Here is a 25,463-nt window from a genome sequence, read left to right as displayed (position 1 = left end):
TGTCCCCCTCGGGTCCGGACGGTCTGTGCGACGGAATCCCCCGGTCCGGGACTGAAGGGGCCGGGGCGGAGCGGCGGGAAGGGGCGCGGGAAGGGGAGTGGGAAAGAGGGAGGGAAGACGAGCGGGAAGGGGATGCACGGCGGCACTCCAAGAGGTCGGGGAGACGGGGTGTCAGGTGGGTCAACGAGACGGAGGCACGAGGCGAGCACACCGGATTCGGACGGCGTTCGAACCCCGGAAACAAGCGAAAGTCTGTTCATGCGGTGTGCACCGACCCCCACGGGACCGGGGAACGGCCGATGTCACGCGTGGCCGAAACGCCATGACCGGGAGACCCCCTCGGCGGGGTGGGGAAAACCCCACCTCCGGTCCGCCGGGTCGCGCCATGGCCGACACCTCACCAAGATCCGTAACGTCGGGGACAGGAACAGCACGACACCGGAAACGGAAGGCGACACACCATGGGGATCCGGCGGAGCATGCGGCGGCAGCGGGACGAGGGACCGGCGCGACCGTACGGAGCGGGCGGCACGACCGGCGGACACGGCGAGGCCCGTGAGCCCGGCACGGCCGCCGCGCCCGGCTCGTACCCGACCGCGGCCGTCGAACTGCGCGGAGTGCGCCGCGGGTACGGCCGGGGCGCCGCCACCGTGCACGCGCTGCGCGGGATCGACCTCAGCCTGCCGTCCGGCAGCTTCACCGCCGTGATGGGCCCCTCCGGCTCCGGGAAGTCCACCTTCCTCCAGTGCGCCGCCGGACTCGACCGCCCCACCGCGGGCTCCGTCCGCCTCGGCGGCACGGAGATCACCGGCATGGACGAGAACGAGCTCACCGAACTCCGCCGCGGCCGCCTCGGCTTCGTCTTCCAGTCCTTCAACCTCCTGCCCTCCCTCACCGTCGAACAGAACGTGCTGCTCCCGCTGCGGCTCGCGGGCGACGGGGCGTCGAGGCAGGGCCGGGAGCGGGCCGCCGGCCTCCTCGCCCGCGTCGGCCTGGAGGGCAAGGGGAACCGGCGCCCCGCCGAGCTCTCCGGCGGCCAGCAGCAGCGCGTCGCCCTCGCCCGCGCCCTGGTCACCAGCCCCGACGTGCTCTTCGCCGACGAACCCACGGGAGCCCTGGACACCACCACCGCGGCGGAGGTCCTCGGCCTGCTGCGGTCCGCGGTCGACTCCCTCGGCGCCACCATCGTCATGGTCACCCACGACCCGGCCGCCGCCGCCCACGCCGACCAGGTGCTCTTCCTCGCCGACGGTCTCATCGCCGACCGCCTGCCGCGCGCCTCCGTCCCGGTCATCGCCGCCCGGATGGCCGCGCTCACCGCGCGCCCCGCCGCCCCGGCGCACGCGGGAGCGGCCGCCTGATGCTCCTCCGTACCAACGGCCTGGCCCGCGCGGCGGTGCGCTTCCGCCCCTCGGCCTTCGCCGGCACCCTGCTCGCCCTGCTCATGACCGCCGCCATCGTCTCCGCCTGCGGCATCCTCCTGGAGACCGGGGCGCGGGCGTCCGTCCCGCCGACCCGGTACGCCGAAGCACCCGTCGTCGTCGCCGCCGACCAGCGGATCCACGTGAGGGCGGGCGGCGGCGAGGTCTCCTACGAGGTCTCGACACGCGTCCCCGAACGGGCCCGCGTCGACGCCGCCCTGCTGGAGCGGCTCGCCCCGCTGGGCCGGGCCGTGCCCGACGTGACGTTCCCCGTACGCGACGGCGCGAACGGCACCGTCGAGGCGGCGGGCTGGGGCTCCACCGCCTTCACCGGCACCCGCCTCGGCCACGGCCAGGCCCCCGCCGCCGCGGGCGAGGTGGTCCTCGGCGGCCCCGGCGCCGACCGCGACCGCCTCACCCTCGACACCCCGGTCGGCGAGCGGGAGTTCCGCGTCGTCGGCCGCGCCGACGCCCCGGGCGTCTGGTTCGCCGACACCGAGGCCCGCGCGCTCTCGGGCCACCCGGACGCCCTCGACGCCATCGCCCTCCTCCCCGGCGGCGCCACCGGGGACACCACCGGCACGACCGCCCCCGCCGGTGGCGAAGCGGCCTGGACCGCCCGCACCGCCGCCGCGGCCGCGCAGGCCGTCGACGGCCGCGCCCAGGTCCTCACCGGCGCCGACCGCGCCACGGACCCGCGGCTCAGCGGAGCCCAGGAGACCCTGACCGGCCTCGGCGGCTCCTTCGGCGGCGTCGCCACCCTCGTCGCCGTCTTCACCGCCGCCGGCACCGTCGCCCTCTCCGTCGGACAGCGCTCCCGCGAGTACGCTCTGCTGCGCGCCGTCGGAGCCACCCCGCGCCAGATCCGCCGCACGGTCGCCACCGAGGCCCTCCTCGTCGCCCCCGCCGCCGGGGCCCTCGGCTGCCTGCCCGGCATCGCCCTCGCCTCCTGGTGGTTCGGCGAACTCAAGGCCAGGGGCGCCGTCCCCGCCCCCGTCGAGCTCACCGTCTCCTGGATCCCGCTGCTCTCCGCCGTCGGCATCGCGGTCGTCGCCGCCCTCCTCGCCGGATGGGCCGCCTCCCGCCGGCCGGCCCGGATCCGGCCCGGCCAGGCCCTCGCCGAGGCCGCCGTGGAACGGATCCGGCCGGGCCGGGTCCGCACCCCCCTCGGCCTCGCGGCCCTGGCCGGCGGAACCGCCTGCGCGGGCCTCGCCGCCGGCTCCTCCGGCGAGGGGGCCGCCGACGCGGCCCTCGGCGTCGTCATGCTGTTCATGCTGGCCGTGGCCCTGCTCGGACCGATGGTCGCCCGCGCCTGCGCCGCCGTGCTCGGACTCCCGCTGCGCGCCGCGGGCGCCGCCGGGGAACTGGCCGCCGCCAACTCCCGTACCAACGCCCGCCGTCTCGCCTCCGCGCTCACCCCCCTCGTGCTCGCCATGGCCTTCGCCTCCACCCTGGTCTTCCTCCACACCAGCCAGGACCGGGCGGCGGTGAACCAGCAGCGGGAAGGACTGCTGGCCGACCACGTGATCAGCGACCCCGGCTCCGGGGCGGGCACCGTGCCCGGCGGCGTCGCCGTCACCCGTACCGCCGTCGTCACCCCCCTCGGCTCCGGCGACGACCGCCGGATCGAAGCCGTCTCCGCCCAGGGCGTCTCCGGCGACCTGGCCACCGTCCAGGACCTCGGCGTCCGCGAGGGCGGCCTCGACCGCCTCGCCCCGGGCCGGGTCGCCGTGGACCGTACCGTGGCCGAGTCCGCGGGCGCGGGCGTCGGCGACCGGATCGACCTGTACCTCCCCGACGGGACCAGGACCACGCCCGAGATCGTGGCGGTCTACACCCGCGGCCTCGGCCTCGCCCAGGTCACGCTCCCGGCCGCCGACCTCGCCGGCCACACCACCTCGGGCCGCCCCACGGAACTCCTCGTGAAGGGCCCCGCCCCCGAGGGCCTCGGACCCGTCGCCGACCGGGAGGGCTGGGCCGTCGCCCAGAGCGTGGAGCGCGACCTGAACGCCTGGGCCAACACCACCATGGCGGCCGTCCTCGGCGGCTTCGCCGTCCTCGCCGCCGCCAACACCCTGGTGATGACCGTCCTCGACCGCCGCCGCGAACTGCGCATGCTGCGCCTGGTCGGCTCCACCCGCGCCCAGGTCCTGCGCATGCTCCGCTGGGAGGCGCTCCTGATCAGCGGCTCCGGCGTGGTCCTCGGCTCGGTGATCGCCCTGGCCACCCTGGTCCCCCTGACCAGGGCGCTGACCGGCGAACCGCCGCACGTCCCGCCCCTGGTCTACGGCTCCTTCGTGGCGGGCGCCCTCCTGGTGGGCCTGACCGCCACCCTCCTCCCGGCCCGCCGGGCCCTGAGCCCGGCCACCTCCTGACCGGCCCCGCCCCCGGGCCCCGGCGTGCCCGACCCCCCACCGGTCGGACATGCTGGGGCCCATGGCGACCCTGAACGGAATCCCCCTGGCCGCTCCCGACGACGTCCTGCCCCTGGCCCTGACGTCCTACGGGCACTTCACCTCAATGCGGGTGGACGACGGCCGGGTCCGCGGCCTCCGCCTGCACCTGGAGCGCCTCGCCCGGGACTGCCGGGCCGTGTTCGGCACGGACCTGGACATCGGATGCGTCCGCGCGTGGGCCCGCGAGGCCCTGCCCGGGCGGAAGGGGGTCCACACGGTCCGGATCACGGTCTACGACCCCCTGCTCGACCTGGGGCGTCCCGCCGCGTCCGGCCGGCCCTCCGTCCTGGTGACCGTGCGGCCCGCCGGAACGCTCTCCCCGCCGCCCCTGCGCGCGATGAGCGTCCCGCACGAGCGCGACCAGCCCGAGGTCAAGCACTGCGGCCTGTTCGGAGCCCTCCGCGCCCGCCGCGCCGCCCAACTGGAGGGCTTCGACGACGCGCTCCTCGTCGACCGGGACGGCCACCTCAGCGAGGGCGTCACCTGGAACGTGGGGTTCGTCGACTCCGACGGCGCCGTGGTGTGGCCCCGGGCCCGGGTCCTGCCCGGCGTCACGATGGCGCTCCTGCGGGAGCGCGCCGAGCACCGCGTCCTCCCCGTCACCCCCGCCCGCGCCGGTGCCATGCGGGCGGCGTTCGCCACCAACGTCTCGATCGGCGTACGGGCGCTGTCAGCCGTCGACTCCACCCCCATGGACGTCGCGCACCCCGTCCTCGACCGGCTGCGCGCGGCCTACGCGGCCATTCCCGGCGAGGAGCTGTAGCGCCCCTCCGGACGAGCGCCCGGACCGCGGTCGGTCGTGGGCGGCAGGGGGCCCGGCCGGACGGTCGGCCGGTGGGATGTCACCACCGGCCGACCGTCCGCTCCTACTTCGCGAAGCCGTAGTCCAGCAGCTTCTTCACGTCGGACGTGCGGTTCGCCTCGCTCGGCGCGGCGAGGACCGTGCCGATGACGGTCTTGTTGTTGCGGGTCGCCGCGAAGACGAGGCAGTACTTGGCCTGCTGGCCGGAGCCGGTCTTCACGCCGATCGCGCCGCTGTAGGTGCTCAGCAGCTTGTTCGTGTTGGTCCACGCCATGTTCCGGTAGCCACCGCTCTTGGTGGTCACCTTCTGCGTCGTGGACCTGGTCTTGACGATGGCGCGGAACGTGCCGTTCTGCATCGCGCTGCTCGCGATCTTCGTCAGGTCGCGGGGCGTCGAGTAGTTCGACCCGTTGCTGATCCCGTCGAACGAGTCGAAGTGCGTGTTCCGCAGCCCCATCCGGCGGGCCTCGTCGTTCATCTTCCCGATGAACGACTTCACCCGCGCCGCCCGGGTGGTGCCGGTGCCGAACTTGTCGGCCAGCGCGTAGGCGGCATCGCAGCCCGACGGCAGCATCAGGCCGTAGAGCAGCTGCCGGACCGTCACCTTGTCCCCGACGATGAGCCGGGCCGAGGAGGCGTTCTTCGAGACGATGTAGTCGCTGTAGGCCTTGTCGATCGTGACCTTCGCGTCGAGGTTCAGGCCCCGCTGGGCCAGCACCACCTTCGCCGTCATGATCTTGGTGGTGGAACCGGTCGGCCGGCGGGTGTCCGCGGCCTTCCCGAACAGCGTCGCGCCCGTCCCGTTGTTCATGACGAACCCGCCCGGGGCGGTGATGGACGGAGCGGGCGGCGTCGCCGCCCGCGCCTGGCTCGCGGAGAAGCCTCCGGCGAGTACGGCGGAGGTGGTGACCACGACCGTCACGGCCCGGCGCACACGCAGTGGCGTAGATATCAAAGTGTTCTGCCCTCGGTGGGAGTCTCGCTGCCGACGAGGGCCGGACGGCCCTCGCGCAGGCAAGATGCGCGAACGGCCCCGATGGATGTACGGAAACCCGTGTCGTCTCGCTCACGCGGGGAGCACGCCACGCCGGAGAGCCCCCTTTTGACGGCCCTCTGACCCGGGACGACAATGTGAATACGCGGTTCCGTCAAAGGAGGACGAGATGGAGCCCGACCAAGTAGTTGACGGCGCGAGGTTGACGCCGAACATGTACGTCACCAACGCGGACGTCCGGCAGAGCACCTGGTACCAGAGCGCGTTCCTCGGCTCGCTGTTCGCGGAGTCCGTCCTCGACGACTCCCAGTTCCTCTACGGCAAGGCCCGGCGCGCCACGTTCGCCGGCACCGTCCTCGACGGCACCCGCCTGGTGGGCTGCTCGCTGCGCGACGTGGTCATCGAGAACTGCGACCTCAAGGGCCTGATCATCGACGGAGTACGGATCGGGGACCTGCTCGCACCGCGGGAAGGGGCCCAGTGATGCCCGCGCCCACACCCATGATCTTCATCCACCCCGAGCTGCGCCCGGACCTCGCCGACACCCACGACGTGGAACCCGTCGGCATCGAGGACGCCATCCGCGCGGCCGTGGCCCGCGGCGAACAGGTCGGCGACAAACGGGACGGCGTGGAGGGCCGCTTCTTCGCGGGCGGCCTGGACAAGTCGCAGGACTGCACCGGCAAGGAGCAGAGCGAGGGCACCGGCAAGGAGACCTCCGACACGGGCAAGGAAGCGTGCGACGCCCAGTCCCGGGTCGTGAACGGAACCCTGCCGGCCGTGCGGGACCTCATCCGCCCGATCATGTGACCCGGCGCGGATGATCCTCCTCCTGGGGGCCGGCCCGGACGATCCCGCGGTGGACTCCTTCGACGGCTACCTGACCCGCCGCTCGATCGACCACGCGGTCTGCCGCGACCCCGGCCGGCTCCCCTTCGCGGTGCGCGTGGACCCCGACGGCCGTACGCGCGTCCGCCTGCGCCCGCCCGGCCACGGCACGCTCGACGGCGACGAGGTCGCGGTCTTCGTCCGCGACCCGTCGGCGCTCGTGCCCCCGGACCCGTCCGGTCGGTCCGGTCCGTCCGGGCCGGACGCCCGCTTCGCCGCCGACGAGTACCGCGCCGCGCTGTGGTCCCTGTGCGCCTTCCTGCCCCGCGTCGTCAACCGGCCGGGCCCGCGGGCCTGGCCCGACGCCGCCGACCTGCGCCGCCGCATCGCCCCGTCCTCGGTGCTCCCGGAGCGCTGGACGACGGACGGCGGGGAACTGCTCGACGACTGGAGGCGGTCCCCGGCGGCCGAACTCCACGTGGAGGACCTGCTGACCCGCGAACGCCGGATCGTCCGGAGGGCCACGGACCCCGGCGCGGGGGAGGGCGAAGGGGGTACGGGGCACCTGCGGGCCCTGTTCGCGCCGTCCAGCGCCTACGTCATCGAACTCTGCGTGGGACGGCGGTCCTTCACCGTCCTCAACGAGCCCGGCGTGGACGTGACCGCCGCACCGTACCGGGCCTTCGTCCGCGACCTCGCCGCCGTCCTGCGCGGGCAGGGCCTCCGCTTCTTCGCCGCCGCCCTGGTCGCCGACGAGCGGCGATGGCCCCTGGTGAGCCGCGTCGTGCCCGTCCCGCCGTTCTCCTGGTACCGGGACATCGCCGACGAGGTCCACGGACAGCTCTGCGCCGAACTCGGCCACGGCCCGCGGGCGGGCACGGGGGAGACCCGATGACCGTCCTCATCGTCGGATCGCCCCACGACCGCACGATCGTGCACACCGTGCGCAGCGCGCGGCACCAGGGCGTCGCCTTCCTCTTCTTCGACCTCGTGGCGTTCCTGCGCTCCGGCACGTACCGGTGGGACTCCCGCGCCCGGTGCGGACGCCTGACCGCCGGAACGCTCACGGTGGACCTGCCCGACCCCCGGATCACGGGGATCTACGCGCGCCTCCTCGACGTCGTCGGCGGTTTCGACCCGCCGGACCGCGCCGCCGCCTCGGCGCGCCTCCGGGCGCTCACCGAGATCCTCACGACCGTCGACGCGCTCGTCGTCAACCGCCCGGGAACCGACCTGAGCAACTGGGCCAAGACGTACCACCTCGGCCTGCTCGCCCGGTGCGGCTTCCGGGTGCCCGCGTCGCTGCTCACCAACGACGCGGAGGAGGCCCGCGCCTTCCTGCGGGCGCGGCCGCGGGCCGTCTACAAGGGCGCCAGCGGCGAGAAGACGGTGGCGTCCGCCTTCGACCCGGCGCAGACCGCCCGGCTGGAGCTGCTGCCCCACAGCCCGGTCCTGTTCCAGGAGCGGATGCCCGGCGCCGACGTCCGCACCCACCTGGCCGGCACCGAGCACGTCTCCGAGCGGATCGACTGCGACGGCGTCAACTACCAGTACTGCCAGGGCGGCAGGACCTTCACTCCGACCCGCCTCCCCGACGACGTCGCCGAACACTGCCTGGCCTACCAGGCCCTGAGCGGCCTGTCCTTCATCGGCTTCGACTTCATGGTGGGGGACGACGGCTCCTACACGGTCCTGGAGGCCAACCCGATGCCCGGCTACGACGGCTACGACCGCCGCCTGGACCTCCGCGTCTCCCGCGCCCTGTTCGCCCTGCTGCGAGGCACCGCACCCCGGGAGACCACGGCCTGGACGCGGACGCCCGTACACGCGGATCCACCTGCTGGAGCTTGAGGGGCTTTCGGGGCACGGGTGCCCTCTCTCGCGGCCGGGCCGACCGCCTCGTAATCGACTGGGCAGCCGGTCCGTACCGTGCGAGGATGCCGGTTCGATCAGGGCAGGGGGCGGGGCGGTATGGGACTGGACTACAGCTACGAGATCTTCACGCCCCCTCGGAACGTCGCGAAGGCGCTGAGGCGGCTGGCCGAGCTCGCCCCTCAGGACCGCGACGCCCCGCCGCTTCCGGTGACCCTGCCGGGTGGGGAGCAGGTGACCGTACCGTTCACCTCGCATTTCAAGAGCGAACCGGTCGATTGTTCAGCAGGTGGCACACTCGATCTGGACACCTCGCTCGTCATCGATGCCGATGACGTGATGCGCGAGTCCTTCCTCCAGGATCTCGGTAGGATCGACGAGCGGGGATGCGTGAGGGTCGGGTACATCTACCTGACCGTCAGGTTCTCCCCCGCGTGGCATCCGGACTTCGCGTCGCTGCAGTTCACGGCGGCAACCTCGGCCATGAGCCGGATGTTCGAGCGGTCCGCGAACGTCAGGAGGGTGTTCACCGACCTCACTGCCGCCACTGGTGGTGTGTGCTGCCTGCTCGACACCGAGACCGAGACCTTCGACATCTGCTGGCTCAATGGCGAGACGGTCGACGGTGAGACGGTTCCGGGCACCGGATTCCCGCGTTTCGGCGACCTCGTCGCCGCCTGGCGCGAGCCGACGGAGCGGGCGGGCACCACACCGGTCAAGGACGGGGCGTAGCTGCCCTTCGTACGGGGCCGGGCCCCGCGGTCCGTCGTCATCCGCCCGCGGGAACGAGATTCTCCAGGGCCCGGGGGAGCGGGTACACGCGTTCCGCGGGGAGCAGGCGCGGGGCCTTGGCGGCGTTGCCGGTCCGGATCAGGGTCGCGGCCCTGCGGACCTGGGGGGTGAGGTCGGTGAGACTGACGGTCCAGTCGTCGGCGAGCGCGCGGATCAGGTGGCGGCCGATGCCGACCTGGATGCTGTAGTGGTTCAGCGCCGCCCCGCGCGGCGAACGCTCCGGGTCCCACTGGACGTGCACGGCCGCCCGGGCCACCGCCGCCGGGTCGGCTGTCGTCAGGACGGCCCGGGACAGGGCCTCCTCCCAGCCGTCCCGGGTGATCCGCACCGCGAGGACGCGTTCCTGGCCCGGCTTGCGGGCCCAGTTGCTGCGGTGCATCAGCCAGGTGAACGACGGCTTGATCCACGTCATCCGGTGGAACGAGAACGGCGCGACGAAACGGCCCGCCCGCAGCGCCGCGTCGGCGATGGCCGGCGGGTACGCCTGGTAGACCACGATCGTGCGGGCGTCGTAGTCGGCACGGATCTGGTACGGGGGCGTCATGTCCCGAACCCTGCCACCCGCCCCGTCGGCGCCGCGAGCCGATTTCGCCGTACCCTGGCGGCCCGGGGCGCACGGAACCGGAGGACCGTACCGGAACCCGCTCCGGTGCCACGGCGTCCGTCACCATGGCAGGACGGACGAACGTCCACGGCACCGACCGACCCACCGGGGAGCGCGCATGACGGAGCAGGACCGCGAGAAGTGGATGGCCCGTTTCCAGGTGAGGCTGGCCATGCAGCCCGGCGTGGACCGGACGGTCGTGCTCCGGGCGGTCAAGGACGTCGCCGGGCACTGCGCGGTGACGGGCGAGCACCCGCGGGCCGCCTTCGGCGACCCGGACGCGTACGCCGTCCGGGCCGCCGCGCGGCTGGTCCCGGCGGACCGGGCGGCCCGCGCGGAGCGGCACGGCAAGGTGAGGGACGCGATCGACTCCGTACGGAAGAAGGCCGGGGACCTCTCCGGCCTGTGAGCGACCGGGGCGACGGCCGCCGGTGGTGACGCGTACGGTCCCGGACGGACACCGCCGGGCTCACCGGGCCGGAGTTCCCGGAGCTCGGCCCCCTGGCGCAGCCGGTCGCCGATGTGCGATCGCCCGGGACGCGGGCGGGAATCCTGGATGATCTCCCCGCGGGGGAACGGTAGTTGACGGTGCTACTTTTCCGGGAATCCCGTCCCGCCAGGAGCCCTGTGTCTTCCGACCGCCCCTACGCCGCCCACCCCCACCTCCACGGCGACCTGCTGGTGTTCACCGCCGACCGCGAGGTGTGGGGCGTCCCGGTGACCGGGGGCCGGGCCCGGAGACTGACCTCCGACGGCGCCCGGGTGAGCCACCCCCGCGTCTCGCCGGACGGACGGCTGCTCGCGTGGACCTCGTCCCGCGACGGCACGCCCGAGGCGTACGCCGTCCCGCTCGCCGGAGGCACGCCGCGCAGGCTGACCCACTTCGGCCACCCCCGCACCCGGGTCGCGGGCTGGACCCTCGGGGGAGAGGTGGTCGTCCTCACCCCGCAGCACACGCACTCACCGCTCGCCACCTGGGCCTGGAGCGTCCCTCCGGAGGGAGGTCCGGCGCAGCGGCTGCCGTACGGGCCGGTCGGCGACCTCGCGTACGGGCCGCGCGGCGAGGTGCTGCTGCGGAGCGTCGGGATGCTTCCGCAGTCCGCGTACTGGAAGCGGTACCGGGGCGGCGCGGTGGGGCGGCTGTGGATCTCCCGGGCGGCGGCGGACGGTGACGGCGCGTTCGCCCGTGTGGTGCCGGAGGGGCACGGGGAGCGCGAGGCCGACCTGGAGTGCCCGCTGTGGCTCGCGGGACCTGACGGCTCCGGCGGCAGCGGCGGCATCGGGGGTCCCGACGGCTTCGGCGGTTCCGGAGGGCGGGGCGACCGCATCGCGTTCCTCAGCGACCTCGGGGGACGCGCCCGGCTCTGGTCCAGCCTCCCGGACGGCTCCGACGCCCGCCCGCACACCCCTGAGGGCGCGCATCCCGGCTTCGCCGCGCGCAACGCCGCCACCGACGGAACCCGGGTGGTCTACCAGAGCGGCGGCGACCTGTGGCTGCTCGCGGACGCCTCCCCGTACGCCGAGGCGGAACGGGTCGACGTACGCCTGCCGGAGCCGCGGGGCGGCCGGGCGCCGTTCGCCGTGTCGGGGGCGGAGGAGGCGGGCGACTTCTCGGGCGGACCCGGCGACGCCGACTGGCTGCTGGAGGTGCGCGGCACCGTACACGTCCTGCCCGAAGGAGACGCCCTGCCCGTGGCCCTGTCCCGGCGTCCCGGAGTGCGCTGCCGGCTTCCCCGGGCGCTGGGCCGCACCGGCGGCGTGGCCTGGGTGTCGGACGTCGAGGGCGCCGACGCCCTGGAGGTCCTGCCGGGCCGCGCGGCGCGCGCGGCGGCCCCGGCCGCGCCCCGGGTCCTCGCGGCCGGCCGTCTCGGCCGGGTGCTGGAGCTGTGCGCGTCCCCGGACGGCGCGTCGCTGGCCGTCGCCGCCCACGACGGGCGGGTCCTGGTGGTCGACACGGCTTCCGGCGCTGTCACCGAACTGGACCGCAGCGCCCGCGAAGAGGTCACCGGGCTCGCCTTCTCGCCCGACTCGGCGTGGCTCGCCTGGTCGCACCCGGGCCCCGAGGGACTGCGACAGATCAGGCTGGCCCGCGCGGCGGGCGGGGGAGCGGTCGTCGAGGCGACGGAAGGACGGTGCAGGGACGAGTCGCCCGCCTTCACCCCGGACGGCGCGCACCTGGCCTTCGTCTCGGACGGGGTGTTCGACCCCGAGTACCAGACGCACGTCCTGGACCTGGCGTTCCTCGCCGCGAAACGCCCACAGCTGCTGAGCCTGCGGGCCGACACGCCGTCACTCCTGGCCGACATCGGCGGGGACGGCGGGGACGGCGGGGCAGAGGGAGCGGAGGGGGCCGAAGGGGCCGCGCGTCCGGCGCCGCCCCGGACCCGGGTGGACGCCGAAGGGTTGCCCGGGAGGGTCGTCGCCTTCCCGGTGCCGGCCGCTGAGTACGGCGGTCTGCGGGCCGTCGGCGGGGCGCTGCTGTGGGTACGCACCCCGCCCCGGGGCACCCTCGGGGACGCCTGGGCCGGTACGCGCTCCGCTCCGCCCCGTCCCCGCGTCGAACGCTGGGACCTGGCGACCGGGGTCCTGAGCGTCCTGCGCGAGGGCGCCGACGGGTACGCGGCGTCGGCCGACGGCGGCCGGGTCCTGGTCCGGGACGGGAAGGCGCTGTCGGCGCGTGCCGTCGCCGGTCCGCCCGGCTCTGGCGAGCGGCCCGTCGATCCGGCACGGATACGGGTCACCGTGGACCCGGTGGCCGAGTGGCGCCAGGCGTTCGCGGAGGACGAGCGGCTGATGCGGGACAACGTCTGGCGGTCGGGACTGCCGGAACTGGCCGGTGGCGGCCCCTGGTCCCGGTACCGGCCGCTGCTCGAACGGATCGGCTGCGCCGAGGAGTTCACGGACCTGCTGTGGGAGACCCACGGTGACCTGGGCTGGTCCCACACCTACGTCTGGCCGCGCGCCGCCGAACCGGACCGGGAACGTCCGGGACTGCTCGGCGCCGACCTGGCCCCGGACGGCGACGGCAACGGCGATGACGACGGCGACGGCGCGGGCACCGGCGCGGGCGGTGGTTGGCGGATCGTGCGGATCGTGCCGGGCGAGCGCTCCGTGCCGCAGGCCCGGTCGCCGCTGGCCGCTCCGGGCACGGGGCTGGGCCCCGGGGACGTCCTGCTGGCCGTCGACGGCCGCCCGGTGGACCCGTCGGCCGGCCCCGCCCCCCTGCTGCGCGGAACCGCGGACCGGCCCGTCGAACTGACGGTGCGTCCGGCGTCGGGCGGCCCGGTCCGCCGGGTGACGGTCGTGCCGCTGGCCTCGGAGGCCGCGCTGCGCTACCACGACCTCGTCCGCACCCGCCGGGCCCGGGTCCGCGCGCGGACCGGCGGACGGCTCGGCTACGTGCACGTACCGGACATGGTCGCGAGCGGCTGGGCGCAGCTCCACCGCGATCTGCGCGCCGAAGCGGGCCGCGACGGTCTGCTGGTGGACTTCCGGGAGAACGCCGGCGGGCACCTGTCGGCGCTGGTGCTCGAACGCCTCACCCGCCGGCCGGTGGGCTGGCAGCTCAGGCGCGGCAACCCGCCCCAGTCCTATCCGCCCCTGGCGGCCCTGGGTCCGCTGGTGTTCCTCGCCGACGAACTGTCCGGTTCGGACGGCGACAACGTCGTGGCCGCGGTGCGCGCCCGAGGGCTGGGCCCCGTGGTGGGCGTACGGACGTGGGGCGGCGTGCGCGCCATGGAGGTCGGCCACGGTCTGGTCGACGGCACCCGCCTGGTCCATCCGCGCGGCGCGTTCTGGTTCGCGCACGGAGGGTGGGACCTGGAGAACGCGGGCGTCGCACCGGACGTGGAGGTGACCGTCGCGCCGCACCAGCGGGCGGCGGGCGACGATCCGCAGCTGGACGCGGCGATCGACGTGGCGCTGGCGGCGTGCGCGCGCACCCCCGCGACCCGGCCGCCGGAGCTGCCGGGCGCCTGACGCGCCTCCCGTCGACCGGGGTTCCCGAAACCCCGGCCGGCGGGTTTCCGCTTTTCCTGCGGCGGTGATTTCGCGCGCGGTTTTTCCGGGTGCGGTACGGGTGTTTCCGGTGTCACCGGACGCTCGGCGAATCGTTCGTGCGCGAATCCGTGAAAACAACCCGACGGCCTTGCCGGTCGTAACTCAGGAGACCCCGAAAAGCCCCTGTGCGATCGTCCAATATGACGGCCGGAAACTCCCTTGATCCTTTGGTGAACGTCCCAGGAATTTACTGAGCGGTAATTTGCTAATCTCCTCGTCAGAAGGTTCGAGGGCACGGAGGGGGTTGCATGACCGCGGAAATCGGCCAGGCGGAATTGGGGCCGGACACCCGCATTTTCCTGCGGCAGGATTCGGTTTTCGTGGAATCCGATGACGGGGTTTTCCTGCGCAGTGGCGCGGGGGACTTCTACCTCAAGGGCGCGTCCGCGTACGGCTGGCTGAGCCGGCTCGCCCCGGTCCTCGCCGCGGGGACCACCCTGCGGGAGGTGGGCGAAGGGCTGGCGCCGGAGCGCGCCGCCGTCCTCGACGGGCTGGTGCGCCACCTCGTGGACCAGCGGTTCGTACGGGCGCTCGCCGAGGAGCCCGGCGACCTGCTGGACGCCGCCGAACGGGAGACCTTCGCCGAGCAGCTCGCCTACCTCGCGCACCACTGCCGCACCCCGCACGCGGCCCTCCGCCGGGTGCGCGACGCCAGGGTCGCCGTCCTGGGCGCGGAAGCCGGGGAATCCGGGGCGACGGCCGCCGCGCGGACCCTGCTGCGCAACGGCGTGGGACACCTCGCCCTCCTCGGCGCGCGGCCGGACGCCCTGCCGGTGGCGGAATCCGCCCGGGTGGAGGCGCTCCCGGGCATCCGGGACGACGGCTGGCGGGAGGCGCTCGCCGCGTGGCGGCCGACCGCCCTCGTCGTACCGCCCGACGGACTGCCCGGCGCGCTCCTGGACCCGCTCGCCGCCCTCGCCCGCCGCGTCGGCGCCGTCCTCCTCGCGGCCCGCTCCTACGGCGACCTCATCGTCAAGGGACCGCTCGTAGCCCCCGACCCGCTCGTAGCCCCCGCCCCGCACGCCGCCCCCGCCCCGTACGTCACCATCACCTCCGCCTGCCGGAACTGTCTGCGCCTCCAGCTGGCCGAGCACGGCACGGAAGCGCTGGCCGCTCTCGTCCTGCGGGACGAGTCGGCCACCGCGCGGCGCCCGCGCCACCGGAAGGGCTCCACGGACCGGCTCACTCAGCTGCTCGCCGCGGCGGTGGGAAGCGAACTCGCCACCGAACTCTTCAAACACCTCTCGGGGGAAATGGAATCCGACCTTTCCGGAGCGGTCGTCATCCAGCACTCCGAAACACTGGAAAGCTGGCGCGAACCCCTTCCCCGGCGCCACGACTGCGAGGTGTGCGGACAGCCCGCGCCCCGGAGGGAAAAAGAACTCAAGGCAGCGGAATGCGACCTTCCTGATTCGCCCGAGGACCGCTTGACGCGCTACCTCTCGGTGTTCGGCAGGACCACGGGAATCCTGCGCGAGTTCGCCGACGACGACCTGCCCCAGGCACCCGTACGGGCCGGCCTGGTGCGCACGGGAGGAAGCTCCGGCCCGCAGGCGTACGGCTTCAGCACCGGCACCTCGCACGAGGCCCGCGCCGTCGCCGTCGAGCGCGCGCTGCGGCACGCCGCGTCCCACGACTCCGCGCCCCTCCCCGTACGACGGGCCACGGCCGGGGAGCTGCGGGCCGAGGGCGCGCTGACAGCGGGCGGCGGGGCCGACGGTACGGAGCGGGAGTGGACCCCCGCCCTGCGGCTGCGCGACGACGCGCCAGTCTGGGTGCCCGTGGAACACGCCCTCGCAGAAGGCGGCGTCGGCGCGGGCGCCACGTTCCGGGAAGTCGTCGCCGCGGGCCTCACCGCCACCCTGCTGGAGGAGCGGCTGCACGACTGGCTGCACGGGCACGTCGTCCCCGGGGCCCCCGGCCCGGTGGAACTGGACGCCCGCCACACCCCGCTCGCCCTGGCACTGCTGCGCACCGGCACGCTCACCCTCCAGGAACTGCCCGCCCCGCCCGCGCGGCCCGACGGCGTCGCGGTGGTCCTGGCCCGTCACGTCCCCACGGCCGACGGCGCGGGGCACCAGGTGGCGGCGGCCGGACCCACCGCGCGGGCCGCGCTCGCCACCGCGCTGCGCGAACTGTCCGGCCTGGCGGCGGCGCCCGAAGCCGCCCACGGGCCCGGCGGTCCCCACCACGTCCTGTGCCCGCCCGACTGGCCCGTACCGGACACCCCGCCGGTGGACCGCGCGGACCTCGTCCCCGTCCCCCCGGACGACGACGGCCGCGCACCCGGCGGAACGGCGGACGGCGCGCCCCTGCACGGCACCGAGGCTTCCGGCCCCGCCGACCCCACCAGCCCCACCGACCTCACCAGCCACGACGGCCCTGCTGACTCCCCGGGCTCCACCGGCCCCGCAGACCTCACCGACCTCCTGCGCCTCGCGGGTCCGGACCGGGACGTCCTCTTCCTGGAACTCGTCCCCGCCGGGCTGCCCACCACACCGGCCGGAGAGCCGGTCGTCCTCACCGGCCGCGTGCTCCTCACCGACAGGCCCTAGTCCGGCCGGACCCTCAGACGTCCCCCGTGCCGTCCCGCGCGGGGGAGGACCCGGGCGATCCCGCTCGGTCACCGCCCCACCTCACGAATGGAGACCGCCATGTTCACCAAGAACAACGAGTTCGCCGACCTCACCATCGAGACCTTCTCGCTGGAGCCGGTGCAGAAGGAGAACGACCCGACCATGCTCGCCGCCACGTGCAGCAGCAACGTCGGCTGCTGCTCCACCAGCGGCACCCCGGTCGGCGAGGAAGCCTGACCCTGAGCCCCGGCCTCCGGCCGTGACCCTGGCAACGGCGTGACCCGTGGTGACCGGCCCCAGCGGGGGCCGGTCACCACGGCGCCCTGACGGAGAACCAGTGACTGACATCGACGACACCGCGCCCCACGCCCCGTCCGCGTCCGGAGCCCCCCTCGGCGAGCGGCACGAAGCGCTGGTCCGAGCGCTGCGCGCCCACCTCTCCCACCACGACGCACCGCCCGGCCCCACCGTCCGGGTCAGGACGCTCGGCCTCGCCCTCGACCCACCCGGCACACCGGACGAGTCCCGTGAGCCCAGTGAGCCCAGTGAGCCCAGTGAGTTCAGCAAGTCCGGCAAGTCCGGCAAGTCCGGCGAGTTCAGTGAGGAAGACCTCACGATCCCCGTGCACCTCTACGGCGACACGGCCCTCGTCGGCCCCGCCCACGCCACGACCGCCACGACCGGCGGGAGCGGGCCGTGCGGGGCGTGCCTGCGCCACCGGTGGACCAGGCTCCGGCCCGCCCGCGAGCGCCAGGCGCTGGAGGCCGGCCGCGCCCATCACACCGCCGGCCCCGGACCCGGCACCTGCGTACCGGTCGACTGGCAGGTGCCCGTGCTCGCGCTCGCGGTGCGCCGGCTGGCGACCGAACGGCGGCACCGCACCGCGTACACCCCCGGCGTCGCCGACGTCCTGGAGATCGACCTCTCGACCGGCAGGACCACCCGCTTCCCCCTCCTCGCCGACCCGGCCTGCGCCCACTGCGCCCGCCCGCGCGACGACGAACCGCCCTCGGCACGCGACTTCCCCCGCTCGCGCCCCCTCCCGCGCCCCGGCCTCACCCGGCTCCGCCCCTGGCACGCCGTCGAACTCCCCCTCGACGCGCTGGACAACGAACTCTGCGGCGCGATGGGCACCGGCCGCGCCAACCGGCTCCTCGCCGGCGTCAACGCCCCGGTGACCGGTCGGCTCCGGCTCGGCGGCAGGACGTCGGAGCGCACCACGCTGTACGAGGTCACCTGGGGCGGCCACGCCGCGAGCTACCGCGAGAGCCGGGTCCTCGGCCTCCTCGAAGGGCTCGAACGGTACGCCGGGCAGCGCCCGCGCGGCCGCCGCCCCGCCCTGCGCGCGGCCTTCGCGGACCTGGACGACGCGGCCGATCCGGCAGCCGCGCGCCCCGCGCTCGACCCGCGCGACACCGTCCTCCCCGACGCCGCCTTCTACGAGGAGGACCACGGCCGCACCTTCGCCCCGTTCGCCCCGGACCGGGAACTCGGCTGGGTCTGGGGGCACTCCTTCGCCCGGGGCGGCCCGCTCCTCGTCCCCGCCCAGCTCGCCTACTACGGACCGCACCCCCTGGGCGAGCAGTTCCTCCTGGGCTCGTCGAGCGGCTGCGCCACCGGCGGCTGCCTGGAGGAGGCGGCCCTGCACGGCCTGTTCGAACTCATCGAGCGGGACGCCTTCATGGTCGCCTGGCACTCGGCCGCCACCCTGCCCGAGATCGACCCGGAGAGCTGCGCCGAGCCCCAGACGGCCACCGCCATGGACCGCATGCGCGCCCTCGGCTACCAGGTCCGGCTGTTCGACCTGCGCCTTGACCTCCCCGTCCCGATCGTGCTGTGCGTGGCCCGGCTGAACGTCCCGGGGCCGGGCAACCTGTGCATGTCGGCCGGGGTCGCCCCCGACCCGGAGGACGCCGCGCTGGCCGCCGTACGCGAAGTGGCCAGCTACCTGCCGGGCTTCGCCCAGCGGGTGGAACGCGACGCGGACGAGCTCCGCCCCCTCGTCGACGACTACTCCGCCGTCACCGAACTGGACCACCACGGCGCGCTGTACGGCCTCCCCGAGATGGCGGAGCGGTCCCCCTTCCCCGGCCCTCCGACCACGCCGCGCCCGCTCCGCGAGACGTTCGCGGACTGGTCCCCGCCCCGGCACACCGACCTGCGCGACCAGTTGCTGCACTACACCGACCTGGTCCGCACCGTCGCCCGCGACGTGGTCGTGGTCGACCAGACCTGCCCCGAGCAGCGGTCGGCCGGGGTGCGCACCGCCTCCGTGATCGCCCCCGGCCTGGTGCCCATCGACTTCGGCTGGAGCTACCAGCGCGTGCTCCGCTCCGAACGCCTGCGGACGGCGGCCTGGCGGGCCGGCAAGCGGTCCGCGCCGCTCGGCGAGGACGAGATCCACCGGCACCCCCATCCGTTCCTGTGACCCGGACGGCGAGCGCGAGAGAACGTCAGAGAGCACGAGGGACGAAGGACGAGGGACCATGACCGACGACACGCGCGACCACACCCCGGCCACGGACGACGACCGGACCGGACACGACGTCACCACCGTGCTGGACTACATCGAAGCGGTACGGGAACGCCCCCGCGAGCCCATCGCGGGCGAGGACTTCACCCCCGACTGGTCCGACCGGCCGGCCCCGCACACCGTGCACCCCGGCGCCCCGGAGACCGTCCTCCCGACCGCCACGGCGTCACCCGCCGGCGGCACCCTCGCCGACGCGGTGGCACGCGCGCGGGCGACGGGCCCGGGGGAGTCCTCCGGACTCACGTTCCGCGACTTCGCCGGAATGCTCCAGCTGACCGCCGGAACCCTGGCGCGGCGCTGGCAGATCGACTGGAACGGCGACGCGGCCGTACGGGCCCGCCTGCACGGCGCCGCCTGGGGCCGGGGCACGCCCTCCGGCGGGGCCAACTACCCCTGGGAGCTGTACTGGGCGGCCGCCCCCGGCCTGCCCGTACCGCCGGGACTGCTGCACTACGCGAGCGGCCGGCACACCCTGGAACGCCTCGCCACCGGCGACCCCACCCCTATGGTCCGTACGGCCCTGGCGGCAGCGGCGGCCGACCCCGGACCGCCTCCCTCCGGCGGCCACCTCATCTGCACCCTGCGCCCCTGGAAGACCGGCTTCAAGTACGGCGGCTTCGCCTACCACGTCGCCACCCACGACGTCGGCGCCCTCCTCGGCTCCCTCGGCCTGTGCCACCACGCGGCGGGCCTGCCCTTCCGCCCCCGGCTGCGGTTCGACGAGGCGGCCCTGAACGCCGCCCTGGGACTCGACCCAGACCAGGAGTCCGCGTACGCCGTGATCCCCCTGACCTGGCACCCGGCCGAGCACCGCCGGCCACGGACGGGAACCGTCCCCCCGGCGGTGACCGCACCCGGCCCCGCACGCCCGAGAGCACGGGAGAGGTCCACGAAGGTCACGCACTTCCCCACGCTGACGGCACTGCGCCGCGCGACGGCGGGCCCGGCGGGCGGGGCGGGCGAGGGAGAGCGACTCGGGCGGGAACCGGACCCGACGCCCGCCTCGCCCGCCTCGCTCACCCCGCTCACCCCGCTCACCCCGCTCGCGTCGGGAGCCCTTCCCCTGCCCGACGTGGAGATCCCGGCCGTCGCCCTCGGGGAACTCCTCTCCCGCCGCCGCTCCACCGTCGGCCGGCTCGACCCCCGTGCGCCCCTGACCACCGCCGAACTGGCCGTCGCCCTGCGCTGCGCCGCCGCGGCGACCGGCGCACGGCCGCTGACCGGGATGCGCGTACTCGCCCAGCGGGTCGAGGGGATCGCCCCCGGCAGCTACCGGTACGAGGCCGCGCGCCACGCCCTGGTCCCGGTGGAGACGGCGTCCCGGCTGGGCGAGCGCGACTACGCCATGCGGAACTACGCGGTGGCCCACGCCGGAGCGGTCATCGCGTTCACCTGGCGGCCCGGCCCGACGCTCGCCGCGCTCGGCCCGAACGCCTACCGCGCGGCCCACGCCGAGGCCGGTGCCGCCGCGCAGTACCTGCACCTCGCGGCCGAGGCCACCGGACTCGGCTGCGGACTGCTCCTGGGCCTGGACCCCAGGGCCGTCGACCTGACGATGTCAGAAACCCCCGCCCCCGACCCCGACCCCAATTCCGATTCCGACTCGGGGCTGCGGACGACCCTGTGCCTGTTCCTGGGCCGGCGCATGCCCGGGGCGGCGGGGCTGGACGACCGCCTCATCCCCGGACGGACCTGAAGCCCCGTCATCCGTCCGGCACCGCCGCACGGGCTCCGACGGCGCGGCTCTCGACCCGGGGCGCCTCAGCCGGCGGGACAGCTCGGCATGAAGGGCACGCCGGGAAGGAAGGTCTTCCAGGCCGCCCGGGGCAGCGAGCCGTTCGCCCGGCGGCAGACTGCGGCGACGGCGGTAGGCATGTCGATCTTGTAGGCCGCGAGGTCCATGTGCTCTCCGGAGACGTACAGGGTGGCCCCGTCCGAACTGAAGCTCAGGGCACGTGGGGAGTCCCCCGCTGTCGGCAGGGGCGAACCGAGCGGTGTGCGGGAGGCGGTGTCCCAGATCTGGACGGTGTTGCCGAAGCCGACGGCGAGCAGGCGCGAGTCGGGGGAGAAGGCCAGGGCGTGGACCCACTGCACGGGTGACGTGAACATCGCGGGGCTCAGTTCCCCCAGGATTTTCCGGGCCTGCCCGTCCCAGAGCAGCACGCGGCCCGTGTCGTCCCCGACGGCCAGTCGGGTTCCGTCAGGGCTGAAGGCCACAGCGGCGCCCGTGCCGCGGATACGCCGTCGCGCCGAAGACTCCCGGTCCTGCCGCAGTTCCTGCACCGCGCCGTCGGAGGTGACGAAAACGCTACCGTCAGGGGCGATGCCCAACCAGTTGCCCCAAACTCCGGGCCACGATCTGACCACTTTGCGGCGCCGCAGGTCCCAGAGGTGGGTGGAGCCTATGGACGGAGGCCGGACCAGCAGCAGTGATTGGTCGTCGGAAGCGTAGGCGATCATGCTCAGAGCCATGTTCGGGCGCTCGGACACCACGAGGTCCTGGGACTCGGTGACGCGGTGCCGGTCCACGTCCCAGAGGGACACCTTTCCGGCAGAGGACCGATCGTCGTCCTCCGTGATGCCGTAGGCGAGTACGCGGCTGTCGGGCCGGAAGGCGAGAAGTGCTCGGCAGTCGGGGTAGGGCCCCTTCTCGGGTCTGCAGGACATCGGAGGCAGCTCGCGCCAGCCGCCGCCCGGCCGGAGGTCACGAAGCCGGAAGCGCATCTGGTCCCCCTGCCGGTGCGCGACCACGAGTAGAGAGCCATCGGCGCTGAACTGATTCCGCGTAGCGTTCTCTGCCCGCCATCCGGTGCTCAGGATCCGGCGTATGTCGACCGTCCGGACGGAGGTTCCCCAACGAAACGAAGTGGGCGTGCTGACCAGGTAGGCGAGCCGGCCGGACGCGAGGTCGAAGCGCAACTGCCCGGCTTCCTCGCCCTTGAGCGGGAACCGGAACACCGGCGTGTGCTGCGCGTCCAGGTCGGTACGCCAGACCAGTAGCTCCTTCCGGTCCGTCGTTGCCACGAACCTTCCGTCGGGACTGAACCGCACCTCGATGATTCCTTGTTGTTCGACGATCCGGCGTTCCTTTCCCGTGGCGATGTCCCAGGTACGGATGCCCTCGTCGTCGGCCAGCGCGAGGGCGTCACCCTCGGGTGTGAACTGCGCCGCCTCGCTGAAGTACTGGGCACGGGTCATGGTCGGAGCCCACGGCGTGGCGAGGCTGCGGCGCCGGACCAGATCCCAGATCTGAACCGGTTTGCCCGGTCGGCACCAGAGGAGCAGGGCGTCGTCCCCGCTGAGGACCACGTCTTGAAGGGCCTCCAGATCACGTCGTTCGGCCTGGAGCTGGAGATCCAGCACGGACGAGGTGGGTGGGGCAAAGGAGTAGGCAGGGGGTTCGGGCCAAGGCTGAGGCGGAAGAGACAACCGGACCGCCCCGGTCGCAGCGTCGAGCAGAACGACGCGCTGCCGTTTGCCCTCGTCGGCATGGACGGGAGGGACGAGCTCGTACGAGGCGACGAGCCGTCCGCTCGGCCCCGTGGCGGCACCCACGGAGAAGGCCGTCGACAGCGGCTTTCCCGTACGGCCACTGGCGAGGTCCCGGACCCCTACCCGGTACGGCCGGTCCTGGCCACCGGTGAATTCGAGGACCTTCAGCCCATCTCCCCGCAGCGGCGCGGTGTTCGTCAGCGAGGCGCCGAGGCCGGGCATGACGCGGCGCTGCCGCCCCGTCCGCACGTCCCACTCGACGACGCGCCGGCTGCCGATGCTGAGCAGCGTACGGCCGTCGTCGCTCAGCCGCCGCCGGGTGTCCCCGTCCGTGTCGGGGTCGGTGAAGAACCCCTGCTCGGGCTGGGCCATGGCGCTGAGCAGCGCGGACTTCGTCTCGGGCAGTTCGGCCACCTGCCACGCCGCGAGGCTCAGGCGCATGGAGGTCACCGGGTCCGACCGCCGTAGGCTCTCGGCCACTCCCGCGACGCGGCGCGCCTCGTCCTCGACGCGGCGCCGCTCGCCGTCCCGGTTCTGCTGCCAGGCCGCCATCCCCACCAGTACGGCGAGGACCAGCAGCGCCGACAGCACGCCGGAGCGCGCGCGGCGCCGCCGCCGGGCACGTACGGCCGCCCCGATGCTCGCGGCGAGGAACTCTCCTTCCACCGAGGTGAGTTCGCCGTTCTCCACGGACCGCGCGGTGAAGTGCTCCCGCGCGGTCGACAGCCGTACGCCCCGGTACAGCGCCCCCGGGTCGCGGCCGAGCTCGTGCCAGCCGGCGGCGGCCTCGGTGAGGCGCCGCTGCTGGCGCAACCGCTCGCGGTCCTCGTCGATCCAGCCGCGGAGCCGTGGCCAGGCGGTCAGGATCGCCTCGTGGGCGAGGTCGACGGTGTCGTGGTCGAGGGTGATCAGCCGCGCGCGGGCGAGCCGTTCGAGGACGACGGCCAGGTCGTCCGCCGAGGCCCCCTCCTCCCTCTCCGCCGTCCGGAAGTCCAGCTCGGTACGGGGGACGGGGCGGCGGGTGTCCTGGGTGCCCAGGCCCGGGGCGACCAGCCGCAGCAGCAGATGGCGGGCCGTCCGGCGCTGGGCGGGCGTGAGCCGGTCGTAGCAGTCCTCGGCGGTCCGGGCGAGCGCGCCGGCCATGCCGCCCGTCTCGTCGTACGCCGACGCGGTGAGCGTACGGCCGTGGCGGCGGCGCCAGGTCTCCAGGAGCGCGTGCGACATCAGGGGCAGGCCGCCCGGTTGCCGGTCGAGCTCCCCGACGATCCGGGCGGTCAGGGCCTTCTCGACGAGGTGCCCCTGGGCGGCGGCGGGCTTGGTGATCGCCTCGCGCAGTTCCTCCGGGTTCATCGGTCCGAGGAGGAGCGTGCCGGCGCCGGCCGCGTCGGCGAGCCCGCGGTTCCGCGCGAGGTGGCCGTAGAAGTCGGCGCGTATCGCGATCAGCACGCGGCCCCCGCGTTCGGGACGCGTCGTGTCCAGGAGCCCCCGGACGAAGCGGGTCCGCTCGGCGCCGTCGGCGCACAGCGTGAAGAGTTCCTCGAACTGGTCGACGATCAGCAGGGAGCGGGGGACCGCGGCGGCGGGATCGAGGAGTTCCGCGTGCGTGGCGGCGGGGCGCGGGCCGGGGGTGAGGACCCTGATCACCGACGGTCTGCCGCCGGACTCCGGCAGGTGCCGCAGCCGGGGGATCAGTCCGGCCCGGAGCAGCGACGACTTCCCGCTGCCGGACGGGCCCGACAGTACGGTGAACGGTTTCGCCCGGACCAGGTCGGCGAGTTCCCCGGTGGTGCGGTCGCGGCCGAAGAAGAGGTCGGTGTCGCCGGTCTCGTACCGGGCCAGTCCCCGGTACGGAGCCGGGGCCGTGCCGGGATCGTCGGCGGCCAGGCGCTCCGCCGCCGCTTCCCGCCCGACCTCGTGCCAGCGCGCCTCCCAGACGGCCTCGTCGCCGCCGCAGGCCCGTACGTAGGCGAGGGCCACCGGCAGCGACGGCAGCCGCTCCCCGGCGGCGGCCTGGGCCAGGGTGGCGGCGGAGTAGTGCGCCCGCCGGGCCATCTCCCGGTACGTCAGCGGCCCCGGTCGTACACCCGCCTCCTCCCGTAACTTCCGTAACTCCAGGGCGAACCGCACCACCGGTCCGTCGGCCGGATCCACCTCCCGTTCACGGCGTCCCACTGTCGTGTCCCCCCTCGGATCGACCCGTTCGGCACAACGCCGCAACCCCTACCCCCGACGCGGCACGGGAATGCCGGACCCCGCCCGTCCGCCCCCGCCCGACGGTTCGGAAGCGCCCGCCGCGGGTTTGTCCACCGTGATGGAGGGGCCTGCCGGACAACTCTCCGACGGCGAAGAATCGAGGTCAGCGCCATCCGTACGTGTCCGCTTCCTGGGGCGTACGGTCCGATCCGACAACGGGAGACAAGACCAGATGATCCGTTCCATGAAGCCGGCCGGCCGGGCCACCGCCCTGTTCGTCTCGGTGGCCGCCACCACCCTCGGGATGCTGTCCGGCGGGACGGCGGCCCAGGCCGCCCAAGCCCCGCCACTGGCGTTTTCCTCCATGGTCTACAACGGCAACAGCGGCAAGTGCCTGGAGATCGTGAGTTCGAGCATGATCGACGGTGCCCGGGCCCAGCAGTGGAGGTGCGGTGGCCAGGCCGGGAGCTACTGGCGCTTCGAGACGGTGATCAAGAACGGCGCGTCGTACTACCGGATCCGCAACGCCAACAGCGGCAAGTGCCTGGAGGTGGCCGGCTCCAGCACCGCCAACGGCGCGCGCGTCCAGCAGTGGACCTGCTACGACCTCCCCGGCCAGCTCTGGTACAAGACGGGCACCCCGCTCCCCGGCGTCGCCGGGCTGGTCAACGCCAACAGCGGCAAGTGCCTGGAGGTGGCCGACTCCCGGACCGACAACGGCGCGCCCGTCCAGCAGTGGACCTGTAGCGACATCTGGACCAAGACCTGGTCGTGGAGCGGCATGTAACCGGGAAGCCCTCCCGGTGTGCCGGGTCCCGTCGCCGCGACGGGACCCGGCACA

General features: G+C 74.4%; 18 protein-coding genes. 15 read left to right on the top strand and 3 right to left on the bottom strand.

Annotated elements, in window-relative coordinates:
• Nucleotides 1-461 precede the first annotated feature (461 nt).
• The 3 genes from IE219_RS28890 (at nucleotide 462) to IE219_RS28880 (ending at nucleotide 4,640) form a co-directional block, all read left to right on the top strand.
• On the top strand, nucleotides 462-1,361 hold the full coding sequence (locus IE219_RS28890; RefSeq protein WP_189982822.1) for an ABC transporter ATP-binding protein: 900 nt from the start codon (nucleotides 462-464) through the stop codon (nucleotides 1,359-1,361).
• Nucleotides 1,361-3,796, top strand: a complete 2,436-nt coding sequence (locus IE219_RS28885) for an ABC transporter permease (protein WP_189982820.1) — start codon at nucleotides 1,361-1,363, stop codon at nucleotides 3,794-3,796. The genes IE219_RS28890 and IE219_RS28885 overlap by 1 nt, the downstream gene beginning before the upstream one ends.
• 61 nt (nucleotides 3,797-3,857) lie before the next feature.
• Entirely contained in the window at nucleotides 3,858-4,640 is a 783-nt protein-coding gene (locus tag IE219_RS28880; RefSeq protein ID WP_189982818.1) for an aminotransferase class IV family protein, read from the top strand.
• A gap of 103 nt (nucleotides 4,641-4,743) precedes the next feature.
• Here IE219_RS28880 and IE219_RS28875 read toward each other — a convergent pair whose 3' ends face one another.
• Nucleotides 4,744-5,613, bottom strand: a complete 870-nt coding sequence (locus IE219_RS28875; protein ID WP_189982816.1) for a D-alanyl-D-alanine carboxypeptidase family protein — start codon at nucleotides 5,611-5,613, stop codon at nucleotides 4,744-4,746.
• Between the two features lie 229 nt (nucleotides 5,614-5,842).
• Between IE219_RS28875 and IE219_RS28870 the strand changes: the two genes are divergently transcribed.
• The 5 genes from IE219_RS28870 (at nucleotide 5,843) to IE219_RS28850 (ending at nucleotide 9,105) form a co-directional block, all read left to right on the top strand.
• Nucleotides 5,843-6,157: a pentapeptide repeat-containing protein gene (locus IE219_RS28870; protein ID WP_189982814.1), complete on the top strand. Its 315-nt coding sequence runs from the start codon at nucleotides 5,843-5,845 to the stop codon at nucleotides 6,155-6,157.
• The gene (locus IE219_RS28865) at nucleotides 6,157-6,483 is read left to right on the top strand and encodes a hypothetical protein (RefSeq protein WP_189982812.1); all 327 of its coding nucleotides are present in this window, start codon (nucleotides 6,157-6,159) and stop codon (nucleotides 6,481-6,483) included. Before IE219_RS28870 ends, IE219_RS28865 begins: the two co-directional genes overlap by 1 nt.
• A 10-nt stretch (nucleotides 6,484-6,493) precedes the next feature.
• A complete protein-coding gene (locus IE219_RS28860; protein ID WP_189982810.1) occupies nucleotides 6,494-7,396 on the top strand; it encodes a hypothetical protein in 903 nt (300 codons plus the stop codon).
• On the top strand, nucleotides 7,393-8,352 hold the full coding sequence (locus IE219_RS28855; RefSeq protein ID WP_189982809.1) for an MvdC/MvdD family ATP grasp protein: 960 nt from the start codon (nucleotides 7,393-7,395) through the stop codon (nucleotides 8,350-8,352). Before IE219_RS28860 ends, IE219_RS28855 begins: the two co-directional genes overlap by 4 nt.
• Nucleotides 8,353-8,472: 120 nt before the next feature.
• A complete protein-coding gene (locus IE219_RS28850) occupies nucleotides 8,473-9,105 on the top strand; it encodes a hypothetical protein (protein WP_189982807.1) in 633 nt (210 codons plus the stop codon).
• Nucleotides 9,106-9,142: 37 nt separating this feature from the next.
• Here IE219_RS28850 and IE219_RS28845 read toward each other — a convergent pair whose 3' ends face one another.
• A complete protein-coding gene (locus IE219_RS28845; protein WP_189982805.1) occupies nucleotides 9,143-9,709 on the bottom strand; it encodes a DUF4291 domain-containing protein in 567 nt (188 codons plus the stop codon).
• A gap of 178 nt (nucleotides 9,710-9,887) precedes the next feature.
• Here IE219_RS28845 and IE219_RS28840 point away from each other — a divergent pair, with 178 nt between their 5' ends.
• From IE219_RS28840 to IE219_RS28815, 6 genes are all read left to right on the top strand, one after another.
• Nucleotides 9,888-10,178 carry a hypothetical protein gene (locus IE219_RS28840; RefSeq protein ID WP_189982803.1) on the top strand — a complete coding sequence of 97 codons (291 nt, stop codon included), beginning with the start codon at nucleotides 9,888-9,890 and terminating at the stop codon, nucleotides 10,176-10,178.
• 218 nt (nucleotides 10,179-10,396) lie between these two features.
• Complete coding sequence (locus IE219_RS28835; RefSeq protein WP_229850144.1) at nucleotides 10,397-13,747, top strand: S41 family peptidase; 3,351 nt, start codon at nucleotides 10,397-10,399, stop codon at nucleotides 13,745-13,747.
• 401 nt (nucleotides 13,748-14,148) lie between these two features.
• A complete protein-coding gene (locus IE219_RS28830) occupies nucleotides 14,149-16,383 on the top strand; it encodes a hypothetical protein (protein WP_189982801.1) in 2,235 nt (744 codons plus the stop codon).
• A 99-nt stretch (nucleotides 16,384-16,482) separates the two neighbouring features.
• Complete coding sequence (locus IE219_RS28825) at nucleotides 16,483-16,641, top strand: hypothetical protein (RefSeq protein ID WP_189982799.1); 159 nt, start codon at nucleotides 16,483-16,485, stop codon at nucleotides 16,639-16,641.
• 100 nt (nucleotides 16,642-16,741) lie between these two features.
• A complete protein-coding gene (locus IE219_RS28820; RefSeq protein ID WP_189982797.1) occupies nucleotides 16,742-18,832 on the top strand; it encodes a TOMM precursor leader peptide-binding protein in 2,091 nt (696 codons plus the stop codon).
• Between the two features lie 58 nt (nucleotides 18,833-18,890).
• Nucleotides 18,891-20,633 carry a nitroreductase family protein gene (locus tag IE219_RS28815; protein ID WP_189982795.1) on the top strand — a complete coding sequence of 581 codons (1,743 nt, stop codon included), beginning with the start codon at nucleotides 18,891-18,893 and terminating at the stop codon, nucleotides 20,631-20,633.
• Between the two features lie 65 nt (nucleotides 20,634-20,698).
• Here IE219_RS28815 and IE219_RS28810 read toward each other — a convergent pair whose 3' ends face one another.
• Entirely contained in the window at nucleotides 20,699-24,601 is a 3,903-nt protein-coding gene (locus tag IE219_RS28810; RefSeq protein WP_189982793.1) for a WD40 repeat domain-containing protein, read from the bottom strand.
• A gap of 265 nt (nucleotides 24,602-24,866) precedes the next feature.
• Here IE219_RS28810 and IE219_RS28805 point away from each other — a divergent pair, with 265 nt between their 5' ends.
• Complete coding sequence (locus IE219_RS28805) at nucleotides 24,867-25,409, top strand: RICIN domain-containing protein (RefSeq protein WP_189982791.1); 543 nt, start codon at nucleotides 24,867-24,869, stop codon at nucleotides 25,407-25,409.
• Nucleotides 25,410-25,463 lie beyond the last annotated feature (54 nt).

The organism is Streptomyces termitum (assembly GCF_014650175.1).
Lineage (GTDB): Bacteria > Actinomycetota > Actinomycetes > Streptomycetales > Streptomycetaceae > Streptomyces > Streptomyces termitum.
Note: the sequence above shows the minus strand (reverse complement) of the source record. Positions and strands in the feature narration are given on the sequence as shown.

Excerpts from the sequence above, each read along its gene's own strand:
- IE219_RS28845 (WP_189982805.1), bottom strand. The coding sequence starts at position 9,709 with ATGACGCCCCCGTACCAGATCCGTGCCGACTACGACGCCCGCACGATC.
- IE219_RS28885 (WP_189982820.1), top strand. The coding sequence starts at position 1,361 with ATGCTCCTCCGTACCAACGGCCTGGCCCGCGCGGCGGTGCGCTTCCGC.
- IE219_RS28805 (WP_189982791.1), top strand. The coding sequence starts at position 24,867 with ATGAAGCCGGCCGGCCGGGCCACCGCCCTGTTCGTCTCGGTGGCCGCC.
- IE219_RS28870 (WP_189982814.1), top strand. The coding sequence starts at position 5,843 with ATGGAGCCCGACCAAGTAGTTGACGGCGCGAGGTTGACGCCGAACATG.
- IE219_RS28840 (WP_189982803.1), top strand. The coding sequence starts at position 9,888 with ATGACGGAGCAGGACCGCGAGAAGTGGATGGCCCGTTTCCAGGTGAGG.
- IE219_RS28855 (WP_189982809.1), top strand. The coding sequence starts at position 7,393 with ATGACCGTCCTCATCGTCGGATCGCCCCACGACCGCACGATCGTGCAC.
- IE219_RS28890 (WP_189982822.1), top strand. The coding sequence starts at position 462 with ATGGGGATCCGGCGGAGCATGCGGCGGCAGCGGGACGAGGGACCGGCG.
- IE219_RS28880 (WP_189982818.1), top strand. The coding sequence starts at position 3,858 with ATGGCGACCCTGAACGGAATCCCCCTGGCCGCTCCCGACGACGTCCTG.
- IE219_RS28860 (WP_189982810.1), top strand. The coding sequence starts at position 6,494 with ATGATCCTCCTCCTGGGGGCCGGCCCGGACGATCCCGCGGTGGACTCC.
- IE219_RS28850 (WP_189982807.1), top strand. The coding sequence starts at position 8,473 with ATGGGACTGGACTACAGCTACGAGATCTTCACGCCCCCTCGGAACGTC.
- IE219_RS28815 (WP_189982795.1), top strand. The coding sequence starts at position 18,891 with ATGACCGACGACACGCGCGACCACACCCCGGCCACGGACGACGACCGG.
- IE219_RS28825 (WP_189982799.1), top strand. The coding sequence starts at position 16,483 with ATGTTCACCAAGAACAACGAGTTCGCCGACCTCACCATCGAGACCTTC.
- IE219_RS28865 (WP_189982812.1), top strand. The coding sequence starts at position 6,157 with ATGCCCGCGCCCACACCCATGATCTTCATCCACCCCGAGCTGCGCCCG.